Source organism: Ruegeria sp. BHSA163, assembly GCF_059613365.1.
The window spans coordinates 128,558-147,849 of record NZ_JBXWSJ010000003.1 but is presented as its reverse complement, the minus strand read 5'-3'; the positions used below and the strand labels follow the sequence as shown (position 1 = coordinate 147,849).

Annotated in this window: 16 protein-coding genes and 1 pseudogene; 6 read left to right on the top strand and 11 right to left on the bottom strand. The window is 50.3% G+C overall.

What is annotated here, in order from left to right; genetic code table 11:
- Positions 1-746: pseudogene (locus AC2FNV_RS03095) on the bottom strand (mechanosensitive ion channel family protein); the annotation flags it as partial.
- A 199-nt stretch (positions 747-945) separates the two neighbouring features.
- Between AC2FNV_RS03095 and AC2FNV_RS03090 the strand changes: the two are divergent.
- From AC2FNV_RS03090 to AC2FNV_RS03075, 4 genes are all read left to right on the top strand, one after another.
- The gene (locus tag AC2FNV_RS03090) at positions 946-1,434 is read left to right on the top strand and encodes a potassium channel family protein (protein ID WP_496772363.1); all 489 of its coding nucleotides are present in this window, start codon (positions 946-948) and stop codon (positions 1,432-1,434) included.
- 180 nt (positions 1,435-1,614) lie between these two features.
- Complete coding sequence (locus AC2FNV_RS03085; protein ID WP_170476186.1) at positions 1,615-2,694, top strand: AI-2E family transporter; 1,080 nt, start codon at positions 1,615-1,617, stop codon at positions 2,692-2,694.
- Positions 2,691-3,755, top strand: a complete 1,065-nt coding sequence (locus AC2FNV_RS03080; protein WP_170603966.1) for an HlyD family secretion protein — start codon at positions 2,691-2,693, stop codon at positions 3,753-3,755. The genes AC2FNV_RS03085 and AC2FNV_RS03080 overlap by 4 nt, the downstream gene beginning before the upstream one ends.
- On the top strand, positions 3,745-4,755 hold the full coding sequence (locus tag AC2FNV_RS03075) for a DUF2955 domain-containing protein (RefSeq protein ID WP_496772360.1): 1,011 nt from the start codon (positions 3,745-3,747) through the stop codon (positions 4,753-4,755). Before AC2FNV_RS03080 ends, AC2FNV_RS03075 begins: the two co-directional genes overlap by 11 nt.
- Positions 4,756-4,906: 151 nt before the next feature.
- Here AC2FNV_RS03075 and AC2FNV_RS03070 read toward each other — a convergent pair whose 3' ends face one another.
- From AC2FNV_RS03070 to AC2FNV_RS03050, 5 genes are all read right to left on the bottom strand, one after another.
- Positions 4,907-6,322, bottom strand: a complete 1,416-nt coding sequence (locus AC2FNV_RS03070; RefSeq protein ID WP_170603970.1) for an FAD-binding oxidoreductase — start codon at positions 6,320-6,322, stop codon at positions 4,907-4,909.
- Between the two features lie 120 nt (positions 6,323-6,442).
- Complete coding sequence (locus tag AC2FNV_RS03065) at positions 6,443-6,700, bottom strand: DUF4242 domain-containing protein (RefSeq protein WP_170476190.1); 258 nt, start codon at positions 6,698-6,700, stop codon at positions 6,443-6,445.
- Positions 6,701-6,727: 27 nt separating this feature from the next.
- Positions 6,728-10,309, bottom strand: coding sequence for an adenylate/guanylate cyclase domain-containing protein (locus tag AC2FNV_RS03060; protein WP_496772357.1), 3,582 nt, complete (start codon positions 10,307-10,309; stop codon positions 6,728-6,730).
- A gap of 851 nt (positions 10,310-11,160) precedes the next feature.
- The gene (locus tag AC2FNV_RS03055) at positions 11,161-12,315 is read right to left on the bottom strand and encodes a Gfo/Idh/MocA family protein (protein ID WP_170603974.1); all 1,155 of its coding nucleotides are present in this window, start codon (positions 12,313-12,315) and stop codon (positions 11,161-11,163) included.
- Complete coding sequence (locus AC2FNV_RS03050; RefSeq protein ID WP_170603976.1) at positions 12,315-13,370, bottom strand: sugar phosphate isomerase/epimerase family protein; 1,056 nt, start codon at positions 13,368-13,370, stop codon at positions 12,315-12,317. The genes AC2FNV_RS03055 and AC2FNV_RS03050 overlap by 1 nt, the downstream gene beginning before the upstream one ends.
- 256 nt (positions 13,371-13,626) lie before the next feature.
- Here AC2FNV_RS03050 and AC2FNV_RS03045 point away from each other — a divergent pair, with 256 nt between their 5' ends.
- Positions 13,627-14,406, top strand: a complete 780-nt coding sequence (locus AC2FNV_RS03045; RefSeq protein WP_170603978.1) for an MOSC domain-containing protein — start codon at positions 13,627-13,629, stop codon at positions 14,404-14,406.
- Between the two features lie 115 nt (positions 14,407-14,521).
- Here AC2FNV_RS03045 and AC2FNV_RS03040 read toward each other — a convergent pair whose 3' ends face one another.
- Both AC2FNV_RS03040 and AC2FNV_RS03035 read right to left on the bottom strand, forming a co-directional pair.
- Positions 14,522-15,031 (bottom strand): redoxin domain-containing protein, encoded by a 510-nt coding sequence (locus AC2FNV_RS03040; protein ID WP_170603980.1) that lies wholly within the window; start codon positions 15,029-15,031, stop codon positions 14,522-14,524.
- A gap of 86 nt (positions 15,032-15,117) precedes the next feature.
- On the bottom strand, positions 15,118-16,017 hold the full coding sequence (locus tag AC2FNV_RS03035) for a phytanoyl-CoA dioxygenase family protein (protein WP_254442446.1): 900 nt from the start codon (positions 16,015-16,017) through the stop codon (positions 15,118-15,120).
- Between the two features lie 80 nt (positions 16,018-16,097).
- Here AC2FNV_RS03035 and AC2FNV_RS03030 point away from each other — a divergent pair, with 80 nt between their 5' ends.
- Positions 16,098-16,865 (top strand): SDR family oxidoreductase, encoded by a 768-nt coding sequence (locus tag AC2FNV_RS03030; protein ID WP_170603982.1) that lies wholly within the window; start codon positions 16,098-16,100, stop codon positions 16,863-16,865.
- Between the two features lie 52 nt (positions 16,866-16,917).
- Here the strand turns inward: AC2FNV_RS03030 and AC2FNV_RS03025 are convergent, their stop codons facing one another.
- Genes AC2FNV_RS03025 through AC2FNV_RS03015 form a run of 3 tightly spaced genes read right to left on the bottom strand, consistent with a single transcriptional unit; the run spans position 16,918 to position 19,289 of the window.
- A complete protein-coding gene (locus tag AC2FNV_RS03025) occupies positions 16,918-17,508 on the bottom strand; it encodes a LysE family translocator (RefSeq protein ID WP_170476198.1) in 591 nt (196 codons plus the stop codon).
- 16 nt (positions 17,509-17,524) lie between these two features.
- Positions 17,525-18,448, bottom strand: coding sequence for a 2-hydroxyacid dehydrogenase (locus tag AC2FNV_RS03020; RefSeq protein ID WP_170603984.1), 924 nt, complete (start codon positions 18,446-18,448; stop codon positions 17,525-17,527).
- On the bottom strand, positions 18,441-19,289 hold the full coding sequence (locus AC2FNV_RS03015) for a fumarylacetoacetate hydrolase family protein (protein WP_170603986.1): 849 nt from the start codon (positions 19,287-19,289) through the stop codon (positions 18,441-18,443). Before AC2FNV_RS03015 ends, AC2FNV_RS03020 begins: the two co-directional genes overlap by 8 nt.
- Between the last annotated feature and the right edge of the window lie 3 nt (positions 19,290-19,292).

Sequence of the window (19,292 nt, the reverse complement as noted above, 5' to 3'; positions counted from 1 at the left end):
GTCACGTTGACGCCAAACAACGCCAAGACAACCAAAATCCCAAGTACAAAAACGGCCCAATAAACCGACGTCGCTATGAATCTTTTTAGCATCCTGGATATGGTCGGTATTTTGTTTAAACCGCGTTCTGTGACTCTGCGCACAAGCCGAGCAATAAACATCATGACCCAAACGGCGACCAATACACCAAGGCCCGCCATTAGCAGGCCAACTCCACCATCCCATGACACCAGCCATTGTACTGCGTTTTGGAATAGTGTTTGCAAATCGGTTGTTTTTAAAACACCCGTTTTCAGCGCCAGAATGTAATCAGTGTGCGGCTTCAGGTCTTCCTCGGCAGCTCCTTTCAAAGCCCATTCTTCTAAGACAAGCGTGTAATTATTTAAGACTCCCGCACCTGTATCATTCATAACATTAAGCTGAGACCTCAGATTATCTTCCTGAGATCCACTTGCCGATTGTAGGTTCACGTTGATCCTTGCAACGTCTTCAAGCAATTCACGAACATGATCCTGCCAAATTCCAGCTGACTCAGACAGTTCGTCAACGGTAAGTGGGACTAGCAATATCTCCAGTTCGCCGCTCGAAATACTCTTATCCACGACTTGCAAAAACAAGTCATCTTGCTCAACCTCAACGGGCTCTTGTTCCACCTCAGCTTCCTGAGCGTTTAAAAGGAAAGTGCTCGAAACAAATATAATCCCGGCAAGTATCCAAAGTACTGCTGGGCAATCGAAGCGCGCCATTTTTGTCCCTCCCCCTGTTAGGGAATTACGAAATCATAAACAGCGCTGAGAAATCCATTATTTTATTCGAAATAGTAGAAGTTTGTAGAATATTGAAATTCGATAACCGCAAAAAAAGCCCCGCATAATGCGGGGCAAAGGTAACACAGAAAAAGTCTTCCGTGTTGGGGAACACTTTTAGTACGTGGTTGCAATTCGGTTGGATCAAATTGCCGATTTTAGCAACTTGCGGACGGAAGATGCGGAGAGCATCCTCAAATTTGGCTACGTCTTTCCGTTGGCTACCACTAACTCCTTCCAACCAATTTTTGAATTTTGCGAAAGCCTGATATTAAAGCCTCCAGCAAACTATGGAGGTCCAATGAATTCGTTAGCCAGAATAACCCGAGGAATAGGTATCGCGTTTAAGGACGGGAGAGTTAAAGGAATTCTTGCCTTTACCGTAGGCATGATTTTTTGGGCATCTATGTTTTATCATTATGTTGAAGGATGGGGCTGGTTGGACTCTGCCTATTTTTCGGTTGTGACCATTTCTACCGTTGGGTTTGGTGATTTTTCACCTGAAACAGCAGCAGGTAAAATATTTACGATGCTTTATATTATTGTCGGGCTGGGCGTTTTTGTAACAGCAGCCACGACCGTCGCTGACTCAATTCTATCCCAAGATGACGACGATGCCGACAAGTGAAAAACGTCCCTTGTGCCGTTCAAAAAGCTAAGTCCGGCAATTTGTTCGTTGCATTTGTAGTTCAGCGCGTTTGGAATTTTCGCTGAACTACAACCTGATAGACGTCATCTCAGCAAAAAAATTGTACATAACTCAATTTTTGAGTGTAACATTTTCCTTATTAAACTTCGGAGGGATGGAATGGAAAAGACTCAAGACGCAAAAATAGTCGATCTCGCAATACGATTACTTTTCCTTGGACTATTCCTTTACAGTGCACTGATAATGGTCGCCCCACTTGCAAGCGTGGTTATTTGGGCGACAATTCTTTGCGTGGCGCTGTACCCGATTTTCGATTGGCTTCAAAGCAAACTGGGCGGGCGCAAGTCATTGTCAGCCACTATCTTGGTCTTGTTGGGGCTTTTGCTGACGTTAGGACCAATTGCGACTGCTGTATCGGGCGCGGCTGAGCTTGGCTCAGAATTTGCCGAACAAGCAGATCGCGGAGAGTTGAAAATTCCACCTGCACCGGAAGGCATAAAAGAATTGCCGCTAGTCGGAGGCAAAGTCGCGGACGTCTGGACGATGTTTGAGCGGAACCTTGATGGTGCCCTTGCCAAGTACGGCGCTCAAATTCTGGAGATAACCAAGTCGCTCTTTGGAAAGGTTTTGGGCATTGGCATTGGCCTGCTGGGGCTTGCTTTGTCTGTTATCATTATGGGTGTCCTTTTCAGCCCTGGCCCACAGCTGGTTGAAGGCCTGCAAAGATTTGCAAATCGTGTCTTTGCCCCTCGGGGAGGAGAATTCATAACTCTGGCAGGTGCCACAATCCGCAATGTCACCAAAGGTGTGATCGGCGTTGCAGCAATTCAGGCTGTTGTTGTTTGGGTGTTATTGACAGTATTTGGAATATCGTCGGCGGCAACACTGGCATTTGTCTGTCTCATTTTATCGATTATCCAAATTGGTCCCGGTTTGGTTCTGCTTCCGGTCATAATTTACGCTTGGAGTACCATGTCTGGCGGGTCGGCGCTGATTTTTACCATCCTTGCCATTCCAGTGACAATTATGGACAGTTTCCTTCGCCCGGTATTCATCTCTAAAGGGTTGGAAACACCTATGCTCGTTATCCTAATCGGCGTTTTGGGCGGCATGATGGCCTATGGCTTGATCGGTATATTCATGGGGCCGGTGCTGTTTGCGGTTTTCTATGAGTTGTTCAAAGTTTGGATCGACGCGCCGCCTGAAGGCGCAGACGCTGCTGAAGGAGCAGCAGAATGAGAAAGACGATTTGGACCACACTGGCGATAGTTCTATTCTTTCTGGTTTGGTATTTGGTCGCAGATCGCAAAACACCGTTTACCGGAAACGCTCGGGTCAAAGCCGTCGCCACGCAAATTGTTCCGCAAGTGACCGGGACCGTTACCGAAGTACTTGTGGAAAATGGTCAGGTCGTATCCGCGGGCGACGTATTGGTGCGGATTGACCGAAGGCCATACGAGATAGAACGCTCCAAGGCAGAAGCCGACCTAGAAGCCGCCACTCAAGAGGTGGGGGCTTCCTCGGCGGAAGTAAGCGCTGCTCAAGCTAAGCTGGCACGCGCGCAGAGCGATCTGGATACGATGCGTCTTCAGACGGAACGTGTTTTCGCCTTGGAAAAGAAAGGATTGATAGCCATTACACGGGCGGACGATGCCCGTGGGCAATTAGCTGAATCAGAAGCAAATCTGGAAAACGCGCTGGCGGACCTGGAAAAGGCAAAGCAGAGATTGGGCGACGAAGGGTTGGAAAACCCAAAAATTCAAAGAGCTCTGGCAGCCTTGGCCGATGCTGAACTCAATCTTGAATGGACGGAGTTGCGAGCCCCGGCAACAGGTGTGATTTCGAACCTGCTGATAGCACCCGGGACTTACGCGCGTTCTGGACAAGATCTTTTGACTTTCCTTGATGCCACAGATGTTTGGATTGAAGCATATTTTACCGAGAATAATATCGGTAGAGCTGAAGTAGGTTCACCTGTAGACGTGGTTTTGGATATGCATCCCGGACAGATTGTTCCCGGGGTCATCGAAAGTTTCAGCGCCGCCGTATCGCTAAGTGGTGGCGATGAGCCAGGTCAATTGGCAAGCCCTCCAAGCACCAAAGGGTTTTTACGTGAACCAGAGCGTTTCCCAGTACGAATAGTATTGCCCGGATATGAAGCTGGAAATGCCGAAGATGATCTTCGTTTTCAGTTAAATGGACAGGCAGATGTCATTATGTACCTAAGTGATAACTCTCTGTTGAACCTTGTGGGGCGTGCGTACATTTACGTAGTTTCCATTTTTTCCTATGCGTATTGAAGATCGCCGCTCAATTCTTCGGCTCGCATTCGGCGTGACCGGAGTATTCTCGCTTGGTCTGTTTTTAGGCTGGCCGCTTGCCGTGGTCGGAGCAGTATTCGCTGCCCTCTTTCTTCAGGCGCCCGCACCTTTGCCATTGGCGGCGTTTGGCAAACTATTCGTGTTTTCGATTGGGCTTATGTTCATTTCATTTTTGCTTTCATCGATATTTTCGCCCTACCCCTTGGTATTTCTTATCTTTGTAGCAATCGGAATTATTCTTTCTTTTGTTTGGTCGGTGTCAGGAGCCGGTGTTTTACCTGGTGTAATCGCATTGATGGGCGCCTTAATGATCCCAAACCTTGCGTTGCAATCGCAAGATTTAGCTTTGGTTCTGGTTTTCTGGATTCCTATGAATTTATTTTTTGCAGGATTTGCTTCAACGTTAATGTTTGTTCTCATCCCAGCCGAACCTCCAAGCGAAGCGCAGACAAAAAATGCTGTTCTGCAGGATTTCGACCCACATAGACGAATTGTCAGGATGTCCTTGGTTACTGTACCGTTCGCGTTGGTATTTTTTATATCCGGCGCTTCAACGTTACTCGTATTATTTTTTGTCGCATTGCTCAGCCAGCAGCTTGCGGCTATGCCTTCCGCCGGTACCACTGTCGCCAAAGCAATGTTGACAGCAAACCTCCTTGGTGCGGCGGTCTCGATTATCTGTTACGAAATCAACGTGATCGCGCCGATTTTCCTTACGCCAGTACTTTTGTGCTTTTTGTTCTGTCTGACGCTAGGCATTCTCGGAAAATCGCAAATTCCTTTGGCCGCCGCCGCTGGGTCCGCAATTACAACGGCCTTGATTGTATACGGCGGCTCAATCGCACCCTTTTCCGACGAGGCCGACGTCAAGAGTATCACACGCGTTCTACAAGTCGCTGGCGCAGCATTTTTTGTTATCATCGCTTACGTTGTGGTAGATGAATTCTGGCCAGAGCGAAACAAGCGAATTGCCAACTGAATTTCGCTAACTCCAATCCGAACTGCTACCGCAGTGCAGACACCTCAAAGTACCCCATCCCCAAGCAGAAGGAACCTCTATTTGGTCGCAGTGGCGAGCTTGCCACTGCTCTTAGCCCAGATTGCCGCAGAACAAACCAGCAATAGAGTTCTTAAGCGGGCAAAATATTATGGTTGATCCTGAACAAATTTCTAGGGTCATATTTCGCTTTGACCTTCGCCAATCTCTCACCGTTGTGACCATATGCGCCAGCCATGTGATCGGCCTCGTCTTCGGGCATGAAATTCACGTATGCACTGCCGGTCGAGTGTGGTTGCATCCGGTCATAAAGATCTCGCGCCCATTGGATGCATTCTGTATCTTTCTGAGGGTCCTCCCATCTCGTATGAACATTCATGATAAAATGGGCGGATCTTTGTGGATACGCAGTTGAATCGGCCCCCACTCGCGCCATCGCGCCACCCACGTGGGCAATGAAGACTTCGCAAGCTGGGTCAGGAAGCTGTGAAATACCGGAGAGAAGACCTTCGATTGCTTCGGGCGATAGTGAATCGAAGTCATGGCTTTTCCAATAATTTCTTGCCCCCGGCGTCAACAGTGGATCAAACGCGGACTGCCAGTCTGTGAACCTGTGCGGCGAGATCACATCGGCGATCGGGTCGCCCAGAGCCCTCAGGGCTGCAACAGCTTTTTCACCTTCTTCGATGCCACCGCTGTAGCAGGCTGCGAAGATCAATACTTCTCGGCCATGCCACTCTTCGGGCAAGAAGGGTAACGGCGGCGCCTTTCGCATCACGCTCCAAACGGTAAGCTCATCTGGAGATGTATCAGCAATTTTCGCATATTCGACCATTAATTCGGGCGCCTTTTCGATCGGGTGGACGATAAGCCCTGACAAAACTTCTGGTCCAAGGTCATGTAACTGGAACTCAAAGGAAGTCACCACGCCGAAATTTCCGCCTCCACCACGGATGGCCCAGAATAGATCTGGATGACTGTTGGGCGATGCCGTGACGATTGCTCCATCCGCTGTCACCACCTCAGCCGACAGAAGGTTATCGATCGTCATTCCGAATTTGCGTGTCGTCCAACCAAATCCGCCGCCAAGCGTAAGCCCGGCGATGCCCGTGGTTGAATTTATACCGGTGGGAACTATAAGCTCATGTGTCTGTGTTTCCCGATCCACATCACCCAGAACTGCCCCTGGGGCCACACGCGCCGTTTTAGAAACCGGATCCACGTGAACAGAACGCATGTGCGACAAATCCAACATAACCGTGTCGTCAGCCACAGCGTGACCTGCAATTTGGTGACCACCCGACCTAACGGACATAGCCAGACCGGCGTCCCTTACGAAGTTTACCGCATTTTGAACATCGCTCGCACCCAAAGCTCGAACCACAAACCCGGGGAAGCGTTCGAACATGCTGTTCCATGTAATGCGGGCTTCGTCATATTCCCGACTGCCTTTATGGTGAACTGCCCCGCGCAGAGATGCATCCAATGCATCTAATGCAGCTTGATCCACCGTTGACTTAGTTCCATCCAATGCCATCAGGTCGTACATGAGTTGGCCTTCCTTAATTAGGTCAGGCTTCCTGCGATACTGCCTCGGCTATCATGAAATTCCTCTGCTCACCTGTTCCCTGTGACGAGAGTGAATTTCATTTCAAGAAAATGGTTTAGTTCAGGCAAATATCCCCGGATCAATACGATCAACTGGCGTTATCACGTCCGCTGGAATGTTGAGCCGCTCAGCCGCCTTTCTCAGACTTTCTTCGTCAGGGGCTTCATACAGACAGTATGTTTTGCGTTTATCGGCACTCAGGAACGAAAAAATCCATTCAACACCCACTTCGTCGTTAATTTCTTTGATTTTGATTTTGTCATCGTCGCCGACATTCAACTGTTCGGCAAAATTTCTCTCAATAATATACCTAGGCATATGCTCCCCCTCGGCAATTTTAGGACGTTAGCTTGCTTTTCCTTCGAGTTTTGACCTTAGGGAAACCATACTCAGTTTCTGCGCAATTGCCAACGCTTCCGCTTCTAGTTGAAACGCCGCCTTCACGTCGGCGTTCGTCCCCCGACGCCTTAAGGCAGACGCATAAGCAGCCTTGCTGTGCGCAATCCACGGCGGCGATTTCATTCGAGTGTCAATTTCGATCGCCTTTTGAAACATTCGCTCGGCTGTTTCCCAATCCTTTAACAGGGCTGCCAAACTGCCCAAGCGCCGCGCAGCCGCACCCGTGCAAACCGTGGTCGCTCCGGCTGTAATGGTCAAATCTTCATACGGTTCCAATAACTTGTAGACAGTTTCAGCATGCTGGAAATGCTGGATTTCAACGCAAATGTCACTCAGATATGACAAAGTCGTGGAATACATAGCATCTGCTGGCAAAACGAAACCATTTTCCGCGATTTCGTTCAGTATTCGTTCAGCGGGTTCTCGATATCCCAGTTCTGCCGCAATAAGACCGAAACCAGGTTTCCAGGCAACGTCCTCGGGGCTTTCACTCATCAACCGCTTGATAACAGGAGCAACCTCGTGCAGGCGACTCTGCTCTCTTCGGATCGTGAACATTTGAACACCAAAAACTCCTTCCACATGCTCGCCATGCGTTTTCCTGCCGATTTTCACGGCTTCAGTAGCGTGTTTTTCCGCCTGCTCGAATTCTCCGGCCATAATCGCAACCATAGCGCGAGCATGCTTCTGAACCCAATAGAGCTGTAGGTGATTGTCCTTCTTCGATATCTCTGTCAGCAGTTCAAGCGCGTGATCCATCACTTCACGGTCAGCCATTTCTGCCCCTACGAAAATGCTAAGAGTTCGGTCCCTTCCCTGATCAATACTTCCGAGCTTTTCGGCAACCCGGTGCATCGCTTCCAGGTTTTCGCGCCAATTCCGCGCATCGTTCTCTTTCCTCGCAACAAACGGTGCTCCAAAATGCATCATCATTACGGAGAACTGAGATTTGTGATCACCAAGCTGCGCAGCCAGTTCCATTGACTGTTGACCGTAACGTGCACCTTCGGCGAACTGACCGATAAACATGTACGCGCGCGCAAGCTGGCTCATCAAACTGCACCGCCGAACTTCGTCATGGTCCGCCAAGTCCCCAAGTGCATCCAAGCAAAGTTGAATGGCCTGGTCGTGGCGTTCGCTTGACATCATACAAGAGTCCGCAAAGTGGTGCGCGGCGTCGGCCGCGAGTTCTACATGGCGAATGTGCCTTGCCGCGTCCGAGGCTTCTTTTAACGTTGCAATCCCTTCAGGCAGTTGGCCCAAGCTATCGTGGCTTCGCCCAACAAGAATTTTGCTAATGACCCTCTCTACTCCCGCGTCTTCTCCAAGCTGTTCTGCGGCCTTGAGTGTTTCTTTGGCATTTGCCATTGCCTCTTGGCTCGCTGACCTCGACAAAGCCATTTCAGTGGCTCTGCGCCAACGGTCGAAGGCCGCGCTCCAATCTTCAGCTTCGGAAAGGTGGCGGGCAACCAATTCAGGACGACGCTCAATTTCCGCAGACCGCAATTGCAAAAGCGCTCGCGCTACGTCCGCATGTTGTTTCCTACGCGTTGATCCAAGCATTGATTGGTAAGCTGTATCCCGGATTAGAGCGTGGCGAAAAACGTAGTGCCCTCGGTTATGTCCGCTTTCAAATATCAATCCTGTCCGCGAAAGTTCCACCAGGCGATCTTGAACTTCGTCGTTTGACAGCTTCATCGCAGCACTCAGCAAACTAGGTTCAAATTCGCGTCCTATTACAGAACCTGTTAACGCAACCTGTTTGGCGTCTGGTGAAACCGCGTCAAGGCGTGCCATCAATGTGCCTTTCAACGAAGATGGAATGGAAAATTGACCAACTTTATCTACCATCGCGCGGGTCAGCTCTTCCACAAAGAGGGGAACGCCGTCGGTTTTCTCTATGATCGCGGCTATCAGCTCGTCATTTGGCGTCTTCCCAGAAATTGCACGCATCAGGTTGGCAACATGATCTGTATCGAACCTACGAAGTTGCAGTGTCTGGACGTGCGCGTCACCGTCATCGCGCGCCAGTTCCCATCCAGGTCTGTGGGTGATCAAGATCATCAACGGCAAATCAGCGCAAATTGCTTTGAAGCGTTCAAGCAATGCATGCGTAGATGGATCGATCCAGTGCGCGTCTTCCACACACAAAATGACAGGACGCACTTTCGAACGAATTTTCACCGTGTTGATCAAAGTTTGAATGGTTATGTCACGTTGTTCCTGCGGTGACAATTCCAGCACCTCTTTGGCGAGGGCACTCTGTGGCGCTACTAAAGCAGCAAATACCGGAAGTACTTGTTCCCAATCCAGACCAGGCCTGGCTTCCAGCATTTTGCGCACCTGACCCAGTATCTGGTCGTCGTCAAATCCAGGTTCAACACCTGCATCCTGGGAAATCCTTTGTGTAACGGGATGAAAGGGGCTGCTGGTAAGGTAAGGCGAGCAATTTAACCGTATGACGTCTGCACGGCCTTCTGAGGCGCTCTCAACAAGAAACTCCTCTGTCAGGCGTGACTTGCCGATCCCGGCTTCACCGGTAAGCAACACGACTTCTCCCAGCCCATCTTGTGCACGTTGCCACGATTGCAGCAGGATGCCTTTTTCATAGTCCCTGCCGATCATTTTGGTGCTGCTGTCGTCACCGTGTGATGCGCGAAATCTGCTTTCGGCACTCCGCTCTGAAACCACTTGCAAAAGGGTTCGAGGTTCTTTGAAACCTTTGAGCTCTGTTGTTCCGAGCGACGAAAACTCGAAAATCTTATGCAATGCAGCTTCGGTTTCCTCGGCAGGCAAAACAACAGTGTTGGGCTTTGCTTGTTCTTGAATTCGAGACGCCAGGTTGACGATTGGTCCGGTCATGGCGCCTTCTTCATAGGTGTTTTTACCTATTGTGTCGCCGACCACCACATCGCCGCTGGCAATGCCAAGTCTAACCGCCAAGTGTTCTCCATCAGGGGTTCGGAGTTCCTTGACCCGGTTGATAGCTTCCAGGCCAGCCTTTACGGCCCGTATCGCGTGATCTTCGTAAGCCGTTGGCCATCCAAAAAACACAAGGAGTCCGTCGCCTAAATACTTTGCTACGTAGCCACCGAAACGGCTAATGGCTCCGGCCACTGCATCTTGGTAGCGTTGCAATAGGTCCCGCATGTCTTCGGGATCAAGGCTGTTGGTCATTTCCGTCGAGCCAACCAAATCTGCAAACAAGACAGTTAGGTGGCGTCGCTCAGCAAGCGCGTTGCGTGAATGTTTGCCTACCGCCGCTGTGTCTGCTTTGGTCTCTTCCGGACCGACCGCCTGTTTGAAGTCCACAGATTGCGCGTCGGTCGCTTCAGATGGTTGCGGAGAAGTCTCTTCGGTACCCGGCTTTTGAACCGCTGCGAGAATAATCTTCCTATGGCCAAGACTGACGCCAAGCTCTTTGAGATCTTCGTTTGTCAGTAACGGAAGAACCCTAGCGTCGACGTCATTTTCCGAGAAAACGTCAACGTATTGCCCCAGCCCGAGATCGTTCAGCCACTTTTCCATCTCAGTCTCCATGGATAGATCATGATGACTTGTCGATTACTAATCAAGGATACAGGCAGTTGAACGATGTTTACGTCCATTCAATTTGAACGTTGCGTTTAACGTCAAACCTTTGCCAGTTGAACAACGGCTTGGCAGGATACTGCGGATATCCGAGGCAAGATCAGTTAAGAAGGCGGATATTAGTAACTTTTAGTGGTTTTACGTGGGAAAAGCGTATGATGCCGTCACCGACAAACATCTGTCGGCTAAACGTAAAACTTAGTTGCCCAACCACTGTCGAATGTCATGAAGAAAAAATCGGAGAATAGTGTGTTTTCCAGACCTGCGCACTCAAAGTTAGTTATGTTCGCATTCTTGTTGACGACGCTGCCAAGCGACAGCATGGCAGCATCTGCAGCCGGTTGCGCTGGTGCCGGGGGGATTCCAGTAGATATAAACGGAGTAACAGTTTGTTCATTTTCTGGGAACGCCTGCCCTAGCGGATGGAGCACATATCGATCCTTGAAGCAGTGGCAACCAAAAACATGTGGCGGTTCACAATGCACAGGCAAAGATCTGTGTACAACAGGGCTTGAGTGGTCGGAAACTGCAACAAAGTGCATTTATGAGTCCGGTCGAAACTCCGAGGGGGACTGCATGCGCAAAAACGACTGTATTTCGGACACCGTCGCGCGGACAGCCTGCGCCAAGTAAATTATTAGCGAGCGAACAACCAATCACACAAAAGAGTACCAGTCCAAACCCGTCCGAAACTTGCAAACATCACTTGAAGCTGGCTTGTGCGGCTCGGTTAAATCGGCAGCAAAGCGCTTTGAATTCATTGAAAGCGCCCTGCTTATGCGAACACACTAATCGAGTTTGACCCACGCCGCATTTCGTGCCGAACTTTGCACGCATGCCGCGACGAACTTAACACCGCTGAGCCCATCTTGGACGGTTGGGAAGACAACTGAAGCGTCGGGTGACGCACCATTTCTGAATGCCTGAATTGCATCAGCGGCTTCACTGTAAATATTCGCGAACCCTTCTAAATAACCCTCTGGATGGCCCGGAGGAACGCGGCTTAGTCGGTTTGCCGCATCGCCTGCCCCTGACCCATTTCTGGTAATCAGCCGCTTTGGTTGACCATAAGGGGTGAACCACAGATAGTTGGGATCCTCCTGCGACCATTCGAGGCCACCTTTTTCTCCGTAAACACGCAAGCGAAGCGCATTTTCGTTTCCTGGTGCGACCTGTGATGACCACAACATTCCTCTTGCTCCGCCTTCGAAACGCAGCAATACATGTGCATTGTCATCAACCTTGCGCCCCGGAACAAAGGCTTGCAAATCCGCGGCAAGGCTTTCAGCCGTAAGGCCAGTTACAAAACATGCAAGGTTATAAGCGTGAGTGCCGATGTCTCCGGTTGATCCACCAGCGCCAGACCTTTCGGGATCAGTCCGCCATTCTGCTTGTTTGAAATCCTGCTGCTCTGTCAACCAATCCTGTGGATATTCGACTTGTACCACGCGGATTTTCCCGATCTCTCCGTTGGCCACCATCTCCCGAGCCTGACGAACCATTGGATAGCCGGTGTAGTTGTGCGTAAGGATAAACAAAGCGTCGGAACTCTCCGCCGCTTTCACTAGTTTTTTTGCATCGCTGAGCGTCGACGTAAGTGGTTTGTCACAAATGACATGAATACCGCGTTTGAGGAACTCACGCGCAGCAGCGTAGTGAACATGGTTTGGCGTAACGATCGAAACCGCTTCAATACCGGACTTCAGACGTGCTTCACGTATGGCCATCTGCTTAAAGTCATCGTAAACGCGCGCGAGACCCAGCGCCTCACCACTTTCTCTTGACTTCTCGGGGGTAGATGACAGCGCACCGGCAACAAGTTCAAACTTATCGTCCAGACGCGCCGCGATACGATGCACGCCACCTATGAATGCATCATTTCCGCCGCCAACCATGCCTAGACGAATACGACCAGATACTTCTTCGCTGCGTCCTGTAACCATCAGTCTATCCCTAACATTTTCCGGTTGGCTGCTTCGTCGGTTCCGCCATCCGCGAAATCGTCAAAAGCTTTTTCCGTCACACGAATGATGTGATCCGAAACGAATTGTGCTCCTTCCCGCGCTCCATCTTCAGGATGTTTCAGGCAACATTCCCATTCTACGACGGCCCAGCCGTCAAAGTCATTTGCCGCCATTTTTGAAAAGACTGCTCCGAAATCGACTTGCCCATCACCAAGCGAGCGGAACCGCCCAGCGCGATCAACCCAGCCTTGGTATCCCGAATACACGCCTTGGCGACCGGTCGGATTGAATTCCGCATCTTTAACGTGGAACATCCGGATTCGATCTTTGTAGATGTCGATGTTGTCTAAGTAGTCGAGACACTGCAGCACATAGTGCGAGGGGTCGTACAGCATACACGCACGTGCATGGTTGCCAGTACGCTCCAAAAACATCTCATACGTTATGCCGTCATGCAGGTCTTCACCCGGGTGAATTTCATAACAAACATCCACGCCGCACTCTTCGGCGTGATTCAAAATCGGCAACCAACGCTTTGCTAATTCGTCAAACGCCGTTTCAATCAATCCGGCGGGTCTTTGAGGCCAAGGGTAAACGTAAGGCCAGGCCAGTGCTCCTGAGAATGTAGCGTGGGCAGAAATACCCATATTCCGGGACGCCGATAGAGCTTTCTTAACTTGGTCAACGGCCCATTCTTGCCGCGCCTTCGGATTTCCCCGAAAGCTTTCTGCCGCGAACCCGTCGAATGCAGTGTCGTATGCTGGATGGACCGCAACCAGCTGTCCTTGCAGGTGGGTAGACAGTTCGGTAACTTCGACGCCGTTTTCTCTCGCCTTACCTGTGAATTCATCACAATAATCCGCGCTGGATGCCGCTGCATCCAAATCGAACAACCGCCCATCCCAGCTTGGGACTTGAACACCCTTGTACCCGCACTGGGCAGCCCATTTCGTAATTTCGTCCCATGAATTAAATGGTGCCTCGTCGCCAGCAAATTGTGCCAGAAACAAAGCCGGTCCTTTTATTGTCTTCATAGTGGTTCCTCCCCAATACATGGGCCTTTACGGCGGCAAATTTTCTTTAAGATATATGTCAATTCGAACGCAAACAACTTTGCTGAGCCAAGTTCCTCTTTGAATTCGATATTGCCGCAGTTCAACCCAGCTTTTACCTCGGACGAGGCACTTCGGTGCATCTAAACGCCAACTGATATTTCAAGATTTATTCAATTTGAAACGCGGCCGTAATCAAGACAAAATCATACCGACAACTGTATTGGGGAAAACGCCAATGACAGAATTTACAGTGAAACAGTTAAGCCGGTTTCCGGTTAAGGGTTTAAGCGCGGAGCCACTGACTTCTGTCACGATGAGCGTAGCCGAAGGTTTTCCGGGTGACCGAATTTACGGCTTTGCTCGGCACAACTCGGGCTTCGACCCACAAAACCCAAAACCTATTCCCAAGGATCGCTTTGTCGTGCTTTTGAAAGAAACGGCTCTGGCAGGTCTGCACACCCGATTTGATGCTCAATCGCAAGTATTAGAAATCCGAGAGAGCGGTAAATCGCGAAAATTCTTAATGCAATCAGGCCAGGAGCGTTCTGATGCGGCCAAGTTTATTCACCAAGTCTTGGGCTCGGCTGATCCGGAACCCCCCACCTTTGTTTCCTCGGAACCACATCGCTTTACTGATGTATCAGTAGTGTCGCCGGTCATGATGATTGCTGTGTCTGTTTTGAATATTGCCTCTGTCAAGGCTCTTAGTCAGCAATTGAACAGAGACGTTCACCCCGCCCGATTTCGCGCGAACGTCGAAATTGACGGCCTCTCACCGTTTTCCGAGTTGGAGTTCGTGGGACATACGCTGGTTTTTGGCGATGTCAGGATGCGTATTCTTTCAAGAACGAAAAGGTGCGCGGCAACCGAAGTAAACCCGGAAACCGCCGAGCGTGATCTGAGGCTGCCCTACCTTTTAAAGAAACACCTGGGTCACACGGACATGGGCGTATACGCCGAAGTAACGACGAATGGCACGGTTTTCGTGGGACAATCCGGTAGATTGGAAATCTGATGCCTCAATGTGCCTTTTGCCCTATTCGAACCATCCTATATAGAAAGTGCGCACTGTGACCCAGTCTGTAGACGGGCGACAAAAAAATCAACGGCTTAACGGCAGCAAGCTGAATTCAAGCAGTTCCACGCGTGGGCCGATCGTTTTCAATATTGAAGATCATCCCGTCTAAAAGCTCGTCCAGATCAGGGCGTGCCGCCGGACCATTCGATATGTCGACCAACATCAACGTACCGTCGGGACGTATTGCAAACGCTCCGGGTTCAGCAAAAAGATCAGATGTTTCCGCTTCGGATAGCGGCTCAGAAACATATAATCCAAGCGAGCGCATCTGAGGTACGGTTAATCCGTAACACAGGTTAAAACTCCAACCAAATTCATCGCGGTCTGCCAGCGCTTTACTTTTGCTGTCAGCAGAAACCACAATGACATCCATTCTATCAGTCCATTTGGTCAGTTGACCATTGAGCTTTTGCAAAAACCGTTTGCACCTAGGGCAATGCCGACCGCGATAAACAAACAGCATGGTCCAACGCTCACTCTGCCGACCGATCTCACGATAACCTCCGTCCACGCTAAGAAAACTGATCGGGGCTACGGTAGAGCCCACTTTAGGTTTTGACATTCTAATCTATCTCCGTTTCGGGGAACATTTAATTGGCCGCTTCCCGGCAGTTTTCTTTGGCATTTAAAATGAGCCCAAACTGAAAATTATTCGACACCATCGAAAAGTATTTCCCTCTTTCGATCTGCATCCTGTTGGCAAATTGAAAAGTCATCTTCATGCAGGAAACCTCGGGGGGCGTTCGCTATTTCAAAGTGACCGTAATTGTCGCGTCCTGCCACCAATGCCACCAGAGTTTTGGCGCCATTTTCTTGTTTCATAGAGGGTTTGATGAAACGCAGCGCTGCACCTATCCTTCGGTCGCCAGTTTCATTCGGCCCAGACGCGTGGAAAAGGTGCCCATGATGCATTGATGCCTGACCTGCGCGTAAAGCGGCGGCAACGGCGTCGCATTCATTAACCTCAACCGCGATCTCTTGGCCGCGCGACAAAAGGTTGTTTTCGCTGAACGTATCAACATGTGGGACAATTCGGCTTTTGTGGCTGCCGGGGACAAATTTCATACATCCGCTTTTTTCAGAAGCTTCAGAAATGGCGACCCAGCACGTTACTTCCTCAGCATCGTCCAGCCCCCAGTAAGTCAAATCTTGGTGCCACGAAACGATCTTGGGAGAGTGCGCCTCCTTTACAAACAAAGCGCCACTCCAAACCATGAGATCAGGTCCGAGTACCGCTGATGCGGCCTCAATCAATTTTGGATGACGTATGAGTGCGTCGAAGGACGGCAAAAGTCTGTCAGGATAAGAGTATAGGAGCTTAAGCCTGTCTGGATCATCTTTTAAGGCTTTCTCTGCTCTTTCGAAATCATCGCGCAACTCTTTTGCCTCTTCGTCGGTGAGGATGTCTAACGGAGCCACGAAACCATCCGTGTCGTAAGTCTCAAATATTTCTGATACTCGACTATTCATCGTCTCCTCATCGGTAAACCAGTTGAACATCTGTTTTATGACCGCGGTTGTACTCAACTTTCCAAGCGGCATTTGCATTGGCAACGGCTAAAGACTGTGTCACCTGCAGATCAATTGAGGATACGAATAGTCGACGCCCACAACCAAGGGAATTTTGTATGACGCTGGAAATCTTCAACTTGAATGGCGCAAGGGCGTTAATTACCGGATCGAGTCAGGGAATTGGGTTTGCTCTAGCGCAAGGGCTCGCGGGAGCCGGAGCAGAGATCGTTTTGAATGGGCGCAATACGGCAAAGTTGACCGCAGCAGCAACCGAACTGACAAGTGCGGGAGCGACCGTGCATGAGTTAGCATTTGACGTGACCAAACATGAAGAAGTCAAAGTTGCGATAGACAGGTTTGAAGCAACTACTGGACCAATCGATATATTGTTCAACAATGCAGGAATGCAGCATAGATGCGAGTTGCAAGATTTCCCTGCCGACGAGTTCGAAAATCTTTTGCAAACGAATATTGCGTCCGTTTTTCACGTTGGACAGGCGGTCGCGCGTCATATGATTCAAAGAAGAACCGGCAAGATAATCAACATTGCTTCGGTTCAGTCCGCACTTGCCCGCCCGGGTATCGCGCCTTACACGGCGACAAAAGGGGCTGTGGCCAACCTGACCAAAGGAATGGCGACAGATTGGGCGCGATATGGGCTAAACTGCAACGCGATAGCGCCAGGCTATTTCGACACACCGTTGAACGCCGCATTAGTTGCCGACCCGGAATTTAGCGCCTGGCTTGAAAAAAGAACCCCAGCTGGCCGATGGGGAAACGTTGAAGAATTGGTCGGAGCAGCAATCTTTCTCGCGTCAACCGCGTCCAGTTTTGTCAATGGGCATACACTCTATGTTGATGGCGGGATAACAGCATCGCTTTGATGGAAATATCCCGACAGGGATAGGAAAACAGCGCCTTAATGAAGACGCGATATCAATAGCTTGAAATCAAGGCCATGGCCACAACAGCCAAAAGCGCGACTGCCATGGCAATATTAATACGCTTGTGCGCCCGTTGACTGAGATCCAGACTCCCAAGCTTTACACCGGCACCAAGCCAAATTAGATGCACTGGCACCCAAATCAGGTTGAAAACCACAATTTTGGTCACGACTTCCCAGATTGGTGCATCAGGCATAAATGCAAAGCCAGAAAATAAGGCTGTGCTGACCACATAGGCTTTCGGGTTAATAAATTGCAGCGCCAAGCCGTTGAAAAAACCAAGCGGCGAGTTGGCCGGAGAAAACCCAATCTTTGAACCGGCGCTGGCAATTCGCCAAGCTAAATAGACCAGGTAACTGACTGACGCAAAAAGCAATAACGTCCTTAGAAGCGGTGCAGCCAATGCCGCAGCCGCCACGCCAGACACAACCAACATCATGTTGATGAACCCACCCAGCATCAACCCGGTTATGAATGCAAGACCGGCGCGAAATCCAAACGCAGCCCCAATTCCGGCCGTTGTAAGAACGCCGGGTCCCGGGGTGATGAGTAGAAAGAATACCGCGACGACAAATTCTAGCATTTGTCAGTGCGGTCTTTCACAAATGCCTGCATTCCGGAACCGCCGTGATCACCGACCCGTCGTGTATGTGTCGCAACAGATTGTCGACCGTCAGGTCACCCATAGCCGCACGCGTTTCTGTTGTGGCGCTGCCTGCATGAGGCAATAGCACAACATTAGACAATTCGCGTAAAGCTTTGGGAACATGTGGTTCCTTCTCAAAAACATCCAACCCGGCCCAACCAAGGCTGCCGTTTTGCAGAGCTTCAATGAGCGCCTCTTCATCTACGACCGAGCCACGGCTGACATTAATCAATGTGCCGCTTGAACCCAAAGCATTCAGCACATCCGCATTGACCATCTTGTTCGTCGATGGCCCACCCGGAGTTATGCAGATCAGAACGTCCACGTGCCTTGCCATTTCCTGCAGGTTATCGAAGTATCTGAAAGGGACGTCTTTCGGATTGCGCGAATGGTATGATATTTCAGGCGCCCACGGCTTCAGCTTGTCTGCAATCGCCTGACCTATTCGTCCAAGACCCAAAATTCCAACCTTTTGGTTATCCGCCGAACGTGTTAGTGGCGCATTTCCTTCTTCCTCCCACTGACCGGATCGAACATAGGCGTCATCGCGCAAGAGTTCTCTGTAGCAGGACAACATTAGTAAAACCGCTGTTGTGGCGACTTCGTTGTTCAAAACATCCGGAGTATGGGTCACTACCACGCCACGCTGCGCCGCAGCGCCTGCGTCAACTGCATCGTAACCGACACCATAGACGCTGATCATTTTTAGATTTGGTAAAGACGCCAAAAGGTCTGGCGCCACTCCGTCATGACCATTTGTGACAATGTGGGTTATACTTTCTGCGTCAAAACTGTCCAACTGGTGGATATCGAACGCTTCGGATAAACGCGATCTCATCCGTTCAGTTATGCCACCGATCTGTAATAAGTCAGGCATCTTGATCAACCTGTTGGCGCTGTACACCAAGACCATCGATGCGCAACTCCATGACATCGCCTTTCTTAAGATATACAGGTTCCGGTTTGATCCCCATCCCGACACCGGGCGGCGTCCCTGTAGAGATCACGTCGCCGGGATGCAGGGTGAACAGATGGCTAAGGTGCTCGATAATCTCAGCGACGGTAAAGATCATGGTCGCCGTATTACCGGTCTGCATGCGCTTTCCATTCACATCGAGCGTCATGCCCAGCTTCTGTGGATCCGGGACCTCATCCCGAGTAACCAACCACGGACCTGTTGGGCCGAAGGTGTCGCAGGACTTTCCTTTTGTCCATTGACCCGTCAATTGCGTTTGAAAATGCCTTTCAGACACATCGTTAACGATGCAGTAGCCCGCGACATGTTCCAGTGCTTTGTCTTTAGAAACATATTTTGCAGTCTTTCCTATGACGACGCCCAACTCACACTCCCAATCCGTATGGGTCGACCCGCGTGGCATGACTACATCATCGTTGGCCCCCACAATGGCCGAATTTGCTTTGAAAAACAGAATCGGGTGTTCAGGTATGGCCGCGCCGGTTTCTGCCGCATGGTCCGAATAGTTGAGTCCTATGCAGAGGAATTTTCCTATTTTCCCCACACATGCTCCAATACGATGCTCACCAGTGACGATCGGAAGGCTGTCCGGATCAAGCTCACGTAGGCGCGCAAGATTGGCGTCATCCAAAACATCACCTGTGATATCGTCAACATGCGCGGACAAATCGCGCAACTGACCGGCATCGTCTAACAACGCAGGTTTTTCTGATCCTGCGGCTCCGTAACGAACGAGTTTCATTTC